The 14,697-nt window shown below is 66.2% G+C and carries 12 protein-coding genes; 5 read left to right on the top strand and 7 right to left on the bottom strand.

Going from position 1 to position 14,697, the window contains the following annotated elements:
- The first annotated feature begins 769 nt into the window (after window positions 1-769).
- The 3 genes from WME89_RS00790 (at window position 770) to WME89_RS00780 (ending at window position 4,110) form a co-directional block, all read left to right on the top strand.
- On the top strand, window positions 770-1,636 hold the full coding sequence (locus WME89_RS00790; RefSeq protein ID WP_438007379.1) for a hypothetical protein: 867 nt from the start codon (window positions 770-772) through the stop codon (window positions 1,634-1,636).
- Window positions 1,630-3,192 (top strand): serine/threonine protein kinase, encoded by a 1,563-nt coding sequence (locus tag WME89_RS00785; protein ID WP_438007378.1) that lies wholly within the window; start codon window positions 1,630-1,632, stop codon window positions 3,190-3,192. Before WME89_RS00790 ends, WME89_RS00785 begins: the two co-directional genes overlap by 7 nt.
- A gap of 708 nt (window positions 3,193-3,900) precedes the next feature.
- On the top strand, window positions 3,901-4,110 hold the full coding sequence (locus WME89_RS00780) for a hypothetical protein (RefSeq protein ID WP_438007377.1): 210 nt from the start codon (window positions 3,901-3,903) through the stop codon (window positions 4,108-4,110).
- A 992-nt stretch (window positions 4,111-5,102) separates the two neighbouring features.
- Here the strand turns inward: WME89_RS00780 and WME89_RS00775 are convergent.
- Genes WME89_RS00775 through WME89_RS00765 form a run of 3 tightly spaced genes read right to left on the bottom strand, consistent with a single transcriptional unit; the run spans window position 5,103 to window position 7,314 of the window.
- Window positions 5,103-6,209 carry a hypothetical protein gene (locus WME89_RS00775; RefSeq protein ID WP_438007376.1) on the bottom strand — a complete coding sequence of 369 codons (1,107 nt, stop codon included), beginning with the start codon at window positions 6,207-6,209 and terminating at the stop codon, window positions 5,103-5,105.
- A complete protein-coding gene (locus WME89_RS00770; RefSeq protein WP_438007375.1) occupies window positions 6,206-6,907 on the bottom strand; it encodes a hypothetical protein in 702 nt (233 codons plus the stop codon). Before WME89_RS00770 ends, WME89_RS00775 begins: the two co-directional genes overlap by 4 nt.
- Window positions 6,904-7,314: a hypothetical protein gene (locus WME89_RS00765; RefSeq protein WP_438007374.1), complete on the bottom strand. Its 411-nt coding sequence runs from the start codon at window positions 7,312-7,314 to the stop codon at window positions 6,904-6,906. The genes WME89_RS00770 and WME89_RS00765 overlap by 4 nt, the downstream gene beginning before the upstream one ends.
- Window positions 7,315-8,123: 809 nt before the next feature.
- Here WME89_RS00765 and WME89_RS00760 point away from each other — a divergent pair.
- Entirely contained in the window at window positions 8,124-8,357 is a 234-nt protein-coding gene (locus WME89_RS00760) for a hypothetical protein (RefSeq protein WP_438007373.1), read from the top strand.
- A 560-nt stretch (window positions 8,358-8,917) separates the two neighbouring features.
- Here WME89_RS00760 and WME89_RS00755 read toward each other — a convergent pair.
- The 4 genes from WME89_RS00755 to WME89_RS00740 form a co-directional block, all read right to left on the bottom strand.
- Window positions 8,918-9,214, bottom strand: a complete 297-nt coding sequence (locus WME89_RS00755) for a hypothetical protein (RefSeq protein WP_438005929.1) — start codon at window positions 9,212-9,214, stop codon at window positions 8,918-8,920.
- A 16-nt stretch (window positions 9,215-9,230) separates the two neighbouring features.
- Window positions 9,231-10,328: an IS630 family transposase gene (locus tag WME89_RS00750; protein ID WP_438005928.1), complete on the bottom strand. Its 1,098-nt coding sequence runs from the start codon at window positions 10,326-10,328 to the stop codon at window positions 9,231-9,233.
- 682 nt (window positions 10,329-11,010) lie between these two features.
- Complete coding sequence (locus WME89_RS00745; protein ID WP_438007372.1) at window positions 11,011-12,618, bottom strand: RICIN domain-containing protein; 1,608 nt, start codon at window positions 12,616-12,618, stop codon at window positions 11,011-11,013.
- A 473-nt stretch (window positions 12,619-13,091) separates the two neighbouring features.
- Entirely contained in the window at window positions 13,092-13,265 is a 174-nt protein-coding gene (locus WME89_RS00740) for a hypothetical protein (protein WP_438007371.1), read from the bottom strand.
- A 360-nt stretch (window positions 13,266-13,625) separates the two neighbouring features.
- On the opposite strand from WME89_RS00740, the gene WME89_RS00735 reads away from it, so the two are divergent.
- Entirely contained in the window at window positions 13,626-14,486 is an 861-nt protein-coding gene (locus WME89_RS00735; protein WP_438007370.1) for a class I SAM-dependent methyltransferase, read from the top strand.
- Window positions 14,487-14,697: the final 211 nt, after the last annotated feature.

Here is a 14,697-nt window from a genome sequence, read left to right as displayed (position 1 = left end):
CTCTTCACCGGCATCGGCTGCGGATTTCACCGGTGAACTTCACCGAAATCCCGCGGGTTTCCGAGATCATCTACACCACGGATCCGAGCGGCGCACCGCGGCGCGGAACGCGGGCGCCACGTTGGGGCTCTGCACACCTCGATCGCGCACGGTACCTTGGAGCCGCTGGCCGCCGTCGCAGGCTTGCCGATCTCCTCGCGTCCGCTCGGCTGTAACCGCGAACGGCGGACGCAATTTCTTGCGACAGCGGAATTCAGCCCGACCCCTCGCAGGGACGTGTAGGTCGTACAAGTTGCCGGTCCGTCGCGCTCGGCTCGCGCGTCGCGTCTCCTGAGCCCTCCCGTGGACGGCCAACCGGCCGCTGGCACATCGACCCCGGGCGGCGCGCTGTGGTTCCACCATGAACACACGCACTTCTTGGGTCGTGGCTGTCTGTCCCGCTCACCGCATGCACTTTTTTTGACACCTGCCGGGAATTTCACAGCCGAAGACGCAATGCGGCTGCCTCGCCGCGCGAGACAGCGACGCCTGGAACGCTCCCCGCCGGCCCTCTGGATGATGTAGATAGCAACGCCGCGCCGGATAGGATCCCATCGAGTCTGGCGAGGCAATTCAAGGAAGCGTGCGTCAGCCCCCAACGAGGTGAACCGTGCGCCATGCTGCTCTCCTTACACGCGCATCACGCGCCGCGACCTTCGCCGCGGTCCTCTTGCTCCCTTCCGTTGGCGCCGCTGAGCCATCCGAGCGGGACCGAAAAGTAGAAGAGTTGATGCAAGAGGCGGAGAAGGCCGCGAAGCGGCTTGATATCGCTCGCGCTCGCGACTACTGGGCGCAGATCTACGCGCTCGATCCCACCCCGATGGCCATCTGCCAGCTCGGGCAATTCGATCTGCGCCTCGACCGCCTCGAGCAGGCCGAGGAGGAGCTCACCAAGTGCGTCGAGCAGATGCCCGCACCGACCAACGACCTGGAGCGCCGCCGCTACGAGGTGAGACACGCCGACCTCGCGGCGGTCCGGGGGCGCATGGCGGAGCTCCAGGTGAGCGCCCCGCCGGGCACGGCGCGGATCCTCGTGGACGGTCGCGAGGTGAGCGCGGGCGGTCGTGTCTTCGTCGCGCCTGGACAGCACGAGGTCACCGCGACCGGAAAGCAGGGGCAGGTGGCCCGTGCGCTCGTGAAGGTGGCGGCGGGGGACTCGCGGCACGTCTCCCTCACCTTCGAGGTTCCGAAGGCCTCCTCTGCGAGATCCGGTGTGCCGGCTCGGGTCGCTCCAGCGTCGGCGCTCTCCCGGCGGAACCCCTGGATCATCGGCACCGGCGCGGCGGGCTCGGTCGCCCTGCTCGGTGCAGGCGTCGGCCTTCGCCTGGCCAGCGACGCCGCGGAGCGCGAAACGGCCGCCAAGGTGTCTCGCTTGTATGATGGCTCGATGCTCCCGAGCAGTGCGCGATTCAGCGAGGTCTACGACGAAGCGAACGCAGCCAACACACGAGCCAGCGTGTTCCATGGCTTGGGCACGGCTGCCCTCATCACAGGCGCAGCGCTCGGCGTCGCGACCCTCGTCTATGTGGTCTTTCCCCGGGGCAAGGCGGAGATCCGGACGCGAGCCGGAGGGGCGGAGGTCAAGCTCGTATGGTAGGCATCGGCGATGTCTGGGAAGGCCACGAGATCCTGAACGAGGAGCGCGGCATGGTCCGTCACTTCCTCGCGAGGCAGATCGGCGACAAGAGGGATCTGGTCTGGTTGCACATCCGCGACGGCTCGTCCCTCGATGAGGCCGTGTTCGCTGAAGACATGGAGCGCCTTCAGCGCCTCTCGGACGAAGTCCCGGAGATCGTCCGCGTGCTCTACGGCGGGGTGAGCGGCTCCGTGGCGTGGGCAGCGACCCCCGTGCTCAGCGATGCGATCCCGCTGGTCGACGCGACGCGCGAGAACGACCTCGGACCGGCGGATCTCAAGGTGCTGATCGACATCGGCCGCTGTCTCGTGCGTGCGCATGCGCTCTCCATCATCCATGGCGCGCTCAGTCCCGATCGGGTCTTCATCGTGGGCGATGGCGGCTACGCGATAACGCATTTCGGGTTCGCGCGTCTCTTTCAGCTCGGTGCGGAGGAAGCTCGCCAAGATCCGTACGGGTATGCACCGCCGGAGCTCATCTCGGGTGGTCGGCTGGGACCTCGCGCGGACGTCTACGGCTTCGGCACCCTCATGTACGAGCTCTTGTGCAAACGCGCGCTCTCGCCGTGGGCCCCTCACCTGAGTTTCCCCGCGGGAATTCCTCCAGTGCTTCAGGTGATGATAAAAACCGCCCTTGCCGAGGATCCCAAGCGACGGCAGCCGAGCATCGCGAAGATGCTCTCTGTCCTGACTCCCTTTGCCCGCGAGTGGGAGGAGCTTGGCGGACCGCCGGAGCTTCCCCACGCGCACATCTTCGCGGAACCATCCGGCTCTCAGCGCGCGCCGGACGACGAAGCGCCGATCTTTTCCGAGGACGAGGCGGAGCGGTCGGTCTCGGGTGAACAGGGGAGAGGAGCCAGCGAGTTCCCCACGCCGCGCGCTTCCGATGCGCCCGATACGGTCAAGAGCGTGATGCCCGCGTGGGATGACATCGCCCATGCGCCTCCGCTCGCCGCACCGCGGCCTTGCGGAGCGCCCGACACGCTCAAGAGCGAGATGCCGCCACGGAATGCGCGGGACAACGTCTCCCACGCGCCTCCGGTCGTATCCCGGTTGCCTTCACTCAAGCTGCCGGACCTCGATCCGATGCTGCCGGCACTGCCGGCCCCCTCGACCCCCCCGCGTTCTCCGGTGTTGCCCGTGCCACCGGCTCTCTCGACCCCTCCGCGTTCGAGCGGCAACACGCGGCGCAGCTCCCAGGCGCGCCTGTTCGGCGCCGTGCTCGCGCTCGCCTTCTTGCTCGCGAGCTCAGGAGCGGTCCTCCTCTGGTGGGGGCAGTCCCCCCGCAGAACCGCGCCGCGCCTCGCGCGGGTCGTCCAGGCTGTCCAGGTAGCAGCCCTCCGAGCTAGCGCACAGCCTCCTCCGTCGCCGTCCGATGTGCCCCAAGCCCCGCCGCCCGTCGCACCTCGCCCCGTCACGAACCGCCAGGCCGCTTTCACACAGCAAGCCGTGAAGACGCCGTCGAAGGACAGCGACATCTGTTACGAGCTAGTCGCTTGCGGACAGCACAAGTATTGAACCAGGGGGGAAGGGATCACAATGCGAACGGTACCTTGTCTTGCTCTCAGCTTGGCTTCGCTGTTCGGCTGTGGGGATGAGCTCGATATCTACGGCCCGCGAACCGATGATGATCCGGTGTTGCTCTGGTCTGGATCAACACCGAACGCTCCACCCTGTCCGGAGGGCCGGCTGAACTATTGGGATGGATGGGCAGATGTGTCCGCGAACCCGCAAGAAGAGTGCGGAACATGCAGATGCGGCCCTGCTGCCTGCATGCTGCCGTCCACCCTGTCAGCGCACACGTCGATTTGTCCTGGTGGAGGTGAAGTAACCCCGGTCAAATTCGCCACTGCGAACAATCCGCCAGGGCACTGCATTGCCACCGATCCGCCTGTCCCGGATGATGAGCTCGCTTCGATTACGCTTGATCCGCCAACGATGGCATCGCGGTGCGAGCCCTTGGAGCAGTTCACCCCGCCGCCCATCACCGGACGGTTTGCGCGAGCTTGCCCGTGGCTCCCGGGGAATTTTGCCGACTTCAACGGATTAACGTGCATCGCTCCCGAGCACGATGGAACATGCCGACCGGGTTTTCTTGGTCGCTTCGAGTTCCAGAAGAGGACCAAAGACACGCGTACATGCACTCCGTGCGCGTGCGGCGAGCCGGTCGGTGGGAAGTGCGTGGCGGATGTACTCCTCTTTCGCGATACAGGTTGCTCGGATCTGATGACGTTGATCAATGGAATTGAAACGCATGCGCTATGCACCGATACCCCACCAAGCTCGCCGCTGGGATCGGTGCGCCTGATCCCCGCGCAGGATGAGCCGGGCGCCTGCTCACCCATCGCGAGAACATCTCACGTTGACGGAGCCATCGAGGGCGGTGAAACCCGCGTGTTCTGCTGCACTCAGGCGCGATTCATGGATGGTAACTGATCTGGAACAAGGGGTTGGCATCGATGCGCACGGTTGCGTTGTTCACATGGGCGATATTTGGAATCATCGGCTGCTCTTCGCCGGTCTCCGACGACGATCGACCTGAACCGGACCCGAGCAAGCTCATCCTGGTCTTTGGCGGCCGGCAAGAAAACGCCCCCATATGCGATCCGGATGCCGAGCTCCTGTGGGAAGGGTGGACAGCGTACTCCGAGGCTCCCGAGCCGGACAAATGCGAGCCATGTGAATGCACCCCCGCGGCCTGTGTGTTGCCGTCGCGGATGAGTGCAAGCCCGACTGCCTGCCCCGGCAGTTCTGTGATTGGAGCGATAGACGACGGCCCCTCCTGGGACGGAACATGCGCGCGAGGCAGTTTTCCTATCCGGAGCGGTTCCTATGCTTCCGTCACCTTCGAGCCGCCGACGCTCGCTGACTGTTCACCTGTCTCGCCAGCGCCCGCACCGTCGCGGAAGAATCTGACCTTTGTCCGGGCCTGTTCTCCAGGCACAAGCATGATCATCCCGACGGATTTCCGCCAGTGTTACCTCCCGCAGCCGAACGGAGAATGCTGGCGAGGAAACCAGGCGCGCTTCGAGTTCCCGGTCTACTCGGACACTCGCACGTGCACCCCGTGCTCATGCGGCGCACCGACCGGCGGCAGGTGCAGCGCACTGACAACACTGTACGGCGAGGAAGACTGCTCCAGCGAAGTTGGCTCTGTTGTTGTCTCCGACAAAGATCCTACGATTTGCACGAATGAGATCGAGGGAACGATCGGTGCGATGCGGTCCGGCTTCACACAGAACGAGCCTGGCACGTGCACGCCTTCGACGGATTCCCGGATCGCGAGCGGCAAGCTAGAGCGCGGCGAAACGCGGGTGTACTGCTGCGATCGCTAAACGGGGCTCCTCGACGGGAACGGGCGGCCCAACTGGGCCACCTGCACCCGCCCCCCCTCTCCCATCCCACGGCGGCACGGATCTCCACGACGGCTACGAGGGAGCTTCGGAATCCGAGTCCACGAGCCAGCTATCCAGGAAGCTGGAGGCCCAAGCCACCATGGAGGCCGGCGGATCGCCTTCACCGTCCCACGAAGCGACCAGCGCTTCGAACTCACGCTTGGCAGCCATGGCGCGGAGAGTCTCCGGCGATTCGTCGTGCGGGCGCATGCGCGCAAGCTCCTCCAGCATCTTGTCCTTGTGCAGAAAGCCATCCGTCGACGCTGACAAAAAAACCGCTGCCGACTGTCGTTCTGACTCCGGCAATCTTCGAACCATCGCAGGCCACCTGAGAGTCCATCCAATCTGGTGATGCGCCCGGAGCACAGTAAGCACCGCAACGAACCGTTCCGTGAGGCTGCTCTCAACGACTTTTGCACGGGGTGCCGGCTCTTCGGACGGCGACGGTTTTACCCATGTGTGCTGGTCCGAAAACAAGCAGTCGTAGAGTCTGACCTCACCGGGAAGGCGCACGCCTGGTGCCACATCCGGCACGAGCACGGTTCCGACTTCCGGCGGCATGCGCTCGCAACCGAAGGTTGCTTCGATCTCATGGGCGATCCAGTCCGCGCACGGCTGCTCGTCGGGCGACAGATCGAAGGCGACGTATCGCCGGGTTACGGTGACGGTCCTTGGGCTGTCATGGTCCGGGTTCGAGATGAGCCACGGATCGAGCGGGCTTCGAGACACGATGAATAGCATACCCCGAAAAGAGACCGTGAATGAGTCCCTTAGCTCCTTCGCTATTTCGATCGTGCACGATCTGTGGACAATGTAGTAAGGAGCCAGGAAGCTTATTTGAAACCACAGCGGCTCACCGGTGGAATTTCGAAGATCAATCGTGAAGGAATAGCAGCCGTCGCAGCCACCGGCAGTGAGATGCAGCGAGTGGTTTCTGAGCATACGAGGGAAGCGGTCTCCGATGCGACGCAGCATGGAATGCCATCGCTCGTCCTTTGATGCTTGAATCCGCGCGGCCACAAGCCGGGCGTGCTCTTCGGTCTGACGGATGAGCTCTTCGTTGACATCATCGGTGATCCCAACGCCACGTGGGTAGTATCGGTACACAATGTCTAGTAGTTCGTCGAGACTGTGTTTCATGGATTCTGGACCCTGGCGCCGAGAGGTTTGTAAAAGTCGCTCGCAAATTGCTGTATCATCCTAGATTTGAACGTCCTGCAGAATATACCAGGAGGGAGATCCTCGCCTCCGTCCTCTTTGTACACTTCATTCGCTGACCAGTTCGCCACATCGGCGCTGATACTGGCTGCCCTCTTCGCCGAGATCTTCCCCCAAACCTCGCTTTGCAATGGCATCCCGATGTGAACCATGCACGCATCGTCGCCCTCTTGATTGTGGGAAAAGACCAGATATGCCTTTGCCTCCTGCCAACCACCCGCGACTGTCCCATCGCGGGCAACGATGGTAACAAATTCGAAAGCCCGCGGGTCAATCGGCTTGATACCTGTGCACCCCATCTGCGGAGCGCCGCTCTGCTGGCAGGGATCTGCCGGCTTCTCCGGGCTCGGTGTCGGGCGCGCTTCTTCCTCTTCTTCTTCTTCTTCGTCCTCCGTCTTGTTGCACTGGATCTTGCGCTCGCCGCCTTCCGGCGGCTCCGCCCCGAAGTCGCCCGACGCGACGGAGGTGTAGACAGGAACGGGCGGCCCGACTGGTCCACCTGCGCCTTCACCCTTAACCCACTCCTCGCGGGGATAGCAGTCTCCTACCGTCCAGTTGCAGGCCGCCAGCATGTAGATGGCGATAGCCAGAATCGGAAGCAGAATTCCTTTTGCGTTCATTTTGCACTCCATCGAAGCACGGGGCCGACAACAACAAGCACCGATACGTAACCTGGGAGAACAACGCTGCTCCCGCCGATCCAATCGACATTGGCGCTCACGGCCACGCCGAGCGGTCCTACGATGTACGCATTGGTTTGCGCATGTGCCCCTGCCGCCATCCCGGCAACGTGCCCACACAATGTGCTTCCACAAGCCGGCATGAAGTAGATCGCGACGGATGGGCCAGCGCTGAAATTGCCATGCTTCCAACCATATCCGAGAGCGAAGATGGTGCTATTGTAGACACCGGCCCCACCTATCTGGATTGGAGTCACGACGCTGAGCAGATCGTGAACATCTAATAGGATGTTGCTGTTGATGCGCCACGATATTCCCGCGTGCGGACTCACCGCCAGGTGCGTCACGGTGCCAGCCTGGAGCCCCCCGAAGCCAATTCCGGCACTCAGCTCGGATGCGTCTGCCTGCGTCGGAACGACACTGAGCAGGAGAGCGAACACTGCCGACGATGAGATCTGCCGGTCTGTCGTCCTCATCGTCTCCCTCCCGGTCGTCCGAAACACGCGAGCAACGTGGCGACGCGGCCCATTCTTCTGATCACGGGATCGGCGTCAAACGGAATCTAGACGAGAAGACTACACCGGCCAGGGCTCGTACCGTCCGGAGCGTGCGCCAGCGCGCAGCGACCTGCGCGGCTGCGGCGCGTGTCGGCCTGCTGGGGCCAGCTGTCTGTCCAGGCCGCCGCGAGAGCGCGCTACCGGCCACACGCCCCGGGCTGCACGATATCGGCTGCAAACCCGACCCGGCGCGGCGCCGTGCACGGGCAGCGGTGACGGCGCGCTGTGACGGCCGCGCGCGGGGCGCCGCACGCCGTCGCTCGCGCGGCCACGCCGCCCGCGAGCGCGGCGCCTGGCGGCGGCCTGCGCGATCAGCGACGACGACGCGCTAGCGCTCACGCGCCTGGAGCCGCACGACGTCGCGCTCGCGTTCGCGCCGGCCGCGAGCACCGCACGTCGCAGCGCCATCGGCGGGCAGCCACGAGACCGGCTACGGGTCGTCCGATAGGGCTCCGCAGGCCCCGCAGCCCCGACCATCCCGCGGCCCCCGCCACTGCTCGAGGGCTTCGCCGCGGTGGTGTTGCGCAGGTGCGCAGGCGGCTACGCGGTGGTAGTGTTCGCCAACCAACTGGTGAACGAACACTGTCAGTCAGCAGCGCTTGACGTGCCCCTCGACGTTCGTCGGCCGCTCCGCGCCGGCCAGGACATCGACGGGCCCCGAGTTCGGTGGCGTCCACCTCGACTCCGCGGCCGCTCCGCGCTCGACCAGGACGCGGCACCGGCCCGCAGTCGGTCACCTCGCCGGCGGGGTGACCAAGCCCGATCAGGTGGAAGGCGACGGCCCCGCGCTCACCGGCACTACCTCGCGGCAGCTCCGCGCCCCGCCAGGTTGACGGGCCCGCGCTCGAGAACCTCGCCGGCGACGTGGACGAGTTCGATCACGGCGCCGAACTCGCGGACAGGGTGCCTCAGACGCGCATCCCACGGCCACCTCGACGCCAGATGCGGCCGCGCCGAGCTCGGCGCAGCGGCCGCCTGCGCTTCCAGCGGCAGCGTGGACGCCTTCAAGGGGTCCTGGCCCCTGCCGTGCAAAAACCTACGGTAGCCGCCCCCGGGAGCTCTCGGAGTGCGAGCTTGGCGCCGGCGCTGCGGGGTCGCGGGGGCGGGGGGCGTGCGGCACGATGAGCACGCCCGAAGCGCTCCCGTCGGTTTTCGCACGACGGGGGCCAGAACCCCGTCACGCGCCCGAGGCCGCGAGCCCCGATCGGCCGGCTCTCGGCCGACGAGATCCCGGAGCCATTCCGCGAGCTAGTACAGCGTTCCCCAAGTTCGTCCCTGGATCGGCGATGTGCCAGCCCCGCTACGGGCTGAGCCGGCCGGGCCTATGAACAAAGCGAACTCGTCGCTGAACGTCGACGCAATGTCCGGCGGCGTAATGCCCCCGCCGGGCCAGCTACTCGATGGCCGCGAGCGTCCAGGGGAAGTCGGTCATCATCAGCTTGAGCAGGTCCTGCCATTGGCCACGGAAGCCGGTCTTCTCCCACTTGCCGGTGTGGGTCGCGATCTCGAGCGTCCAGAGGTGGACGGTGTCACGGCGCAGCCTGGCGTGCGCGGTCGGGTCGGCTTCAGGACCCGACTCGATGATCACCATCTGGCCGTACTTCCGGGCCCTCAGGTGTTGCAGTCCGTGCGCTTGGAGGTAGGAGCGGACCGCGTCGGCGTGCTCAGGGGCGGCGTGCGGCTTCGACATCGGTCCGCACGGAAGCTCACGCTGCGTACGATGGCAAGGTCGCCCGCCACTGGCCGCGGAACTTCCAGCGGAAGGGCCGGGCTTCGTGCTCGTTCCACTGGCGTACGAAGCCGAGCACGCCCCGGCTCAGCTCCTCGGCGGAGGCGAAGGAGGCGTGCTTGAGCACCCGACGGCTCAGGACGCTGAACCACAGCTCGATCTGGTTGACCCACGACGCGTGGATGGGCGTGTAGACGAAGTGGAAGCGCCCGCCGTGCCGCGCGTTGAACTCGTTCCACCTGGCGCCGTGGTGAATGTTTAGATTGTCCCAGATGATGTAGACGTCGCCCGTGGGGTAGCGCTCCGCCACCTCGTCCATGAACGCGAGCAGATCGGCGGCGGTGCGTGTCGGTCCACAGCGCGACACCACCTCGCCCGTCTTGACGTTGAAGGCGCCAAGCAGCGTGAGCGTGCCGTGGCGCTGGTACTCGAACTCCCGGCGCGCGGCTCTTCGGCTGCGGCACGGCTGCATGGGGAACCGATGCTGCAGCGCCTGCATGCCGGTCTTCTCGTCGACGCAGAGCACGGTCGCGCCTGCGGGAGGCTCCAGGTACAGCTTGCAGATCGCCTCGACCTTGGCGCGGAAGTCCGGGTCCGGGCTGTGCAACCACAGTCGGACGCGATGCGGTCGGAGGCTGGCTCCCTGCAGCACGCGCCAGACCTCGGTGCGGCTCAGCTCCACCTCGGTCTCCAACTTCAGTGCCTTGGCCAGCTGGTCCAGGGTCCAGACCTGCTCGAATGGGACCTTGTGCTCATCGGGGCGGCTGCAAGCCAACTTGATGAGCTCGTAGTGCACCGCGGTCGCCACGCGCGGGGGTCGCCCCGTGCGCGTCCTGTCCTGCAGCACCGCCTCGTCGGCAAGCTCTGCGATCCGGTTGCGCCACTTGCGCACGGTCTTGATGTCGCAGGCTACAGCGCGTTGGATCTGCTCGTTGCTCCATCCCTCGTCGGCCAAGAGCGCGATCCGGGCACGCTGCGCATCGCGCTGCGAGGTCTTGGGCGAGCGCGCCGTCTGCTCCAGCTTCTGGCGCAGCGGCGCGGGCAGCAGGACGGGTTTTGCGCGAGCTCGGGGCACCTACGCGCGTGGGACCTGGCCCGAGCCGATGGCTTCAAAAGTGCGCACCATCGTAGATGACCAGGCAATCTCGCCTCGCAGACCGTAACCGCTGCGCAGGTGCTCGCCACGCTCAGGCTGCGGACCCTCGCGAGGGCCTCGGCTGGGTCACTCCGGATCCAGGGACGAACTTGGGGAACGCTGTACTAGTCCAGGGGGCGCAGGACGCGCCCGAGACGTTGCCCTGGGCCATGTCGCGCTCGACGGCCGATGGCTGCACGCCGCGCGCAGCTTCCGGCGCGGCGGCTGCATCCGGTGCCACGTTTTGTATATTTAGTTACGTGGAGAGGGCCTCCAGGCAATCATCCACCTCCTTGACGAGTTCGTCGAGGCTCGCGCACCGATGCGGCAGATCCGCAGAATTGCCCTGCGCGGATTGCCCTCCCGGTGACGCTAGCGGGACTTTCGCAAAAAAGCAGGCTTTGCCACCGGATCCATCGGCGATTCGGCACGGTTCTGCACGAGGTCATTCGCATAAACGAACCCCGATTTTCACTGTCATTGAAACGCCGTCGGATGGCCGTTCTCTCGACGCAGCACGCTCATCCAGCCTCTGTTCCAAGCCGGCGCAGCGGTCGTGCTCGGGGTGGGTATTTGGTTGATGCGAGGGCCTGGCGATGGTGCGCGGGGAGGCGCCGGTCCGTCAGACTGTCAGGATCGTCCACCTCTGGTTGTTACCACCGAGCCAATGATGTTGCTGGATCACGGCCCCATTTTCTATGGACCCCCCATAAACGTCCAGCACCTTATCGCTGTGCTTCGCGAGGATCCGAACGCAACCCCCACCCACCGGATCCAGACGGAACCACTGGTTGTATCCTCCGGTCGATTGGTACTGGATGATCGGGACCTCAGAGTTTTTAGAGTTACCCGGGACGTCCAGAACCTTCCCGCTATGCACCGCAACGAGCTGGAAATACCTCCAACCTTTCCACTCCAGGCGGAACTGCTGGTGCGGGGGCGGGGTGCTGTCGCAAAACGATTGAATGACCCGAGCGCCGTTCGCGGTTCCCGCGTTCTCGATGGAGATGCCCTTTTGGCCATTCCGTGATAGGATCCTCACGGGCCTCCCCGTGGGGATCGTCTTGAACCTGAGGTAGAGATCCTGGATCCCCCCGCCGTGATCGGTCTCGCCGTCGAAGCGGAAGCAGAGCTCTCGGTCGTCGAGCGCCAGGAGGGCGGCCCTGTCCCAGCCCATGCGGACACCTGCTACGAAATCGTCCTCGTTCTCGATGAGGTCGAGCACCGTTGCCACGAGGTCGAAGGTGGCGGCGATGAGAGCAGCCCATTTCGCGGCGTTTCTTTCCGGATCGCCCTGGAGCTCCACGCAAGCCCGCCAGCAATGGTCGGCCGCCACGCGCAGGTACTCCGGCGCTTTGCCGAAGATCGCCCCGGAGTCTTTTTCCCAGCAATCGATGGAGAGGGCGAGCGAGTCGCTCACCCGTCCGACGAAGGCATAATCGCCGGGGTCGAATCTACTATCCCAGTCCCCGTCGTCGCAGCTATCGAACACCCTGGACGTGAACGTCCATGAGTCTTCATCGCTCCCGCCGCTGCAGCACCAGAAGATTTCGTCGGATGGGTCGAAAATGGTGTCGCCCGACCTCTTGATGGTCCGCATATTGAACGGCTGGACGATGAAGACCTCGCCCGCGCCGAGCGCCTCGCCCGAGCCCTCGGCGGACGTCGGAGCGGGCGCGGGCTCCGGCTGCGGCGCGCTGCTCGTGAAATAGACGAAGCTCGAGCCGTACTCTCTCGCGGCGGCGAGGAACGCCTCGTCCCTCTGATCGAGCTCCTGGCCCGGCGCCAGGTTGGCGATGTCCACGACGCGCACGTTCCCCTGGGCCATGACCGCTTCGACGTGCGCAGGCAGAGCGTCGGCGAGGTCCTTCATGGTGAAGGGTTGGTCGATCGGTCGATCGGCGATCACGTCGGGCACGATCTCCCTCGTGTGGGCGCCCTTGGTCTCGCGGTACGCCTTGCCCCACGCCTTGATCTCCTGCTGGCCGAACCCTTTTCCGAGGGCGTCGACGAGGGTATGCTCGAGATCGCTGAGCTCGTGGCCCGCCTCGAGGCGCGCCGCGGCGTGAAGGGCCGCTCCGAAGAGGGGGTTCGCCGCGCGGTTCTTCTGCATCCTCCGGGCCCCGAGGGACCCGGCGGTCGCGCCCGACAGCTTCTCGCGAAGCTTGTTCACGCGCTCAGTGGTTTTCTTGGACAAAGGCCGCTCTTTCGTCGTCGTCGTCTCGGTCATGAGGTACCTCCGGTGCAGCTGCGAGAAGTGTTCAGGGAGCCCTCTCTGGCTCGGCGCGGCACTTCCTAGCCCGAGGCTGGCGCGTCCTGTATGAGACTTTGGTCCTATGCTGCGAGGTGGGGGCGTGAAAGCAGCCGCCCCGATCCGTGGAAATTTGGACGCGAACTGGCCCCCGGAGATGGCGCGCGAGGGTTCCCCTCCCCTCGCGTGTCGCCCTTGGTCCAGTGCCAATGCCGAGGGATCCGCCGCACCATCGGCACCGCCCCGCGCCAAGTTGCCGCGCTGCTCGTTGAGCAGCTCCGTCAGCTCGTCGCCATCCTCGGCAAGGGCACTGCGGACCGGCGCGACCGCGCGCTCCTCCTCGTCGGCTTCGCGGCCGCCCTGCGCAGGAGCGAGCTTGTTGCGCTCGACGTGTGCGACGTTCGAGACCTGGCCGACAGCATCGAGATCAACATCCGCCGATCGAAAGGTGATCAGGAGGGGCGCTCCGACGCCATGTGCTCGATGGCGGCCGTGCCGAGTTCCTCCTCGTCGAGCTGCTGGATGGTGAACGACCACAGCCCCGAGCGCGTGCCCCAGGCGCAGCGATCCGAAGCCGCGCCCGTGACGACCCGCGCCCGCCAGCACCGGCACGGGCGCGCGTCCATGCTCCCGTACAGCTCCCCCCGGCCTCCCCGCGCTTGCCGCGCAGCCGCCGGGCACAGCAGCCAACCATTCGGAACCACTCAGAATTATTTTTGCGTCTACAAATTGTTTCGCCCTTGCAGAAGACCTCCCCGAACACGCTCGCGGCGCGCAGGACGGCTCGTGCCCCGGGCGGCAGCCTCCCGAGCCGGGCCTGCACCATCGCCAGCACCGTCTCCGGGAGCGCCTCGCACCGCTCCCCGGCGACCGCGCGGAGCACCTCCTCCAGGCAAAACGGATGGATGGAGCCGGGCACCGAGGAGAGATACATCTCGAGGGCCGACGGAACACTCACCGTGCGCTTGTCGAAAGGAGATCGAGCCATGATCGAGGTTGCTGGACCGAACGCCGATCAGATCCGTTACTGGAACGAGGTCGCCGGACCGAAGTGGGTGGCCCTCGACGACGTCATCTCCGCGCAGATCCGCCCGCTGGGCCTCCTCGCGATGGATCGCGCCGGGATCGCCGCGGGGGAGCGCGTCCTCGACGTCGGCTGTGGCCTCGGCGAGACCTCGCTCGAGCTCGGCCGGCGCGTCGGCCCGGGCGGCGCCGTCGTCGGCATCGACATCTCCGCCCCCATGCTGGAGAAGGCGCGCGCGGCAGCGCAGGCCGCGGGCGCCGCGAACGTGACCTTCGAGAACGCGGACGCGCAGAGCGCGGCGCTGCCCGGGCCGTTCGACGTCCTCTACTCGCGCTTCGGCGTCATGTTCTTCGCCGACCCCGAGGCGGCCTTCGCGAACCTCCGGCGGGCGCTGCGGCCCGGGGCGCGCCTCGCTTTCGTCTGCTGGCGGCCGCTCCAGGAGAACCCGTGGCTGCTCGTGCCGGCCATGACGGCGGCCAGGCACGTCTCCATGCCTCAGCCCGATCCGCACGCGCCCGGCCCGTTCGCGTTCGCCGACGCCGCCCGCGTGCGGGGCCTCCTGTCGCGCGCGGGCTTCGTCCAGGTCCATCACGAGCCGGTCGACCAGGAGCTCTCGGTGGCGGGCGGGCGTCCGCTCGACGAGGCCGTGGAGCTCCTCCTCCAGCTGGGTCCTGCGAGCGCGGCGCTGCGCGAGGCGAAGGCCACGCCAGAGCTCATCGACCGCGTGCGCGCCGACCTGCGCGAGGCCATCGCGCCCCACGACGGTCCCGGGGGCGTGCGCCTGGGCGGCGCCGTGTGGCTCGTGACCGCGTCCGCTGGCTGATCGCGGCGGCGCGCTCGGCGGGATCGCCGGGTGTCTCCGGCCGGAGCCACCGGCGGCCCTGGCGCGCTCCTCCCTGTTTCCAGCTGACGCCACTCCCCGGCGCTCGCCCCCCGGAATACGCCCCGTTCACCACAGCCCCCTACGGCACGACCGTTGCACTTCACGTGATGCACACGCTGCGAGCTCCCGTCGGCGTGAGCCGGTGATGTCG

Source organism: Sorangium sp. So ce321 (assembly GCF_051530195.1).
In the GTDB taxonomy this organism is placed as follows: domain Bacteria; phylum Myxococcota_A; class Polyangia; order Polyangiales; family Polyangiaceae; genus Sorangium.
The sequence above is the reverse complement of the archived record's forward strand: the minus strand, read 5'-3'. Positions and strand labels throughout refer to the sequence as shown.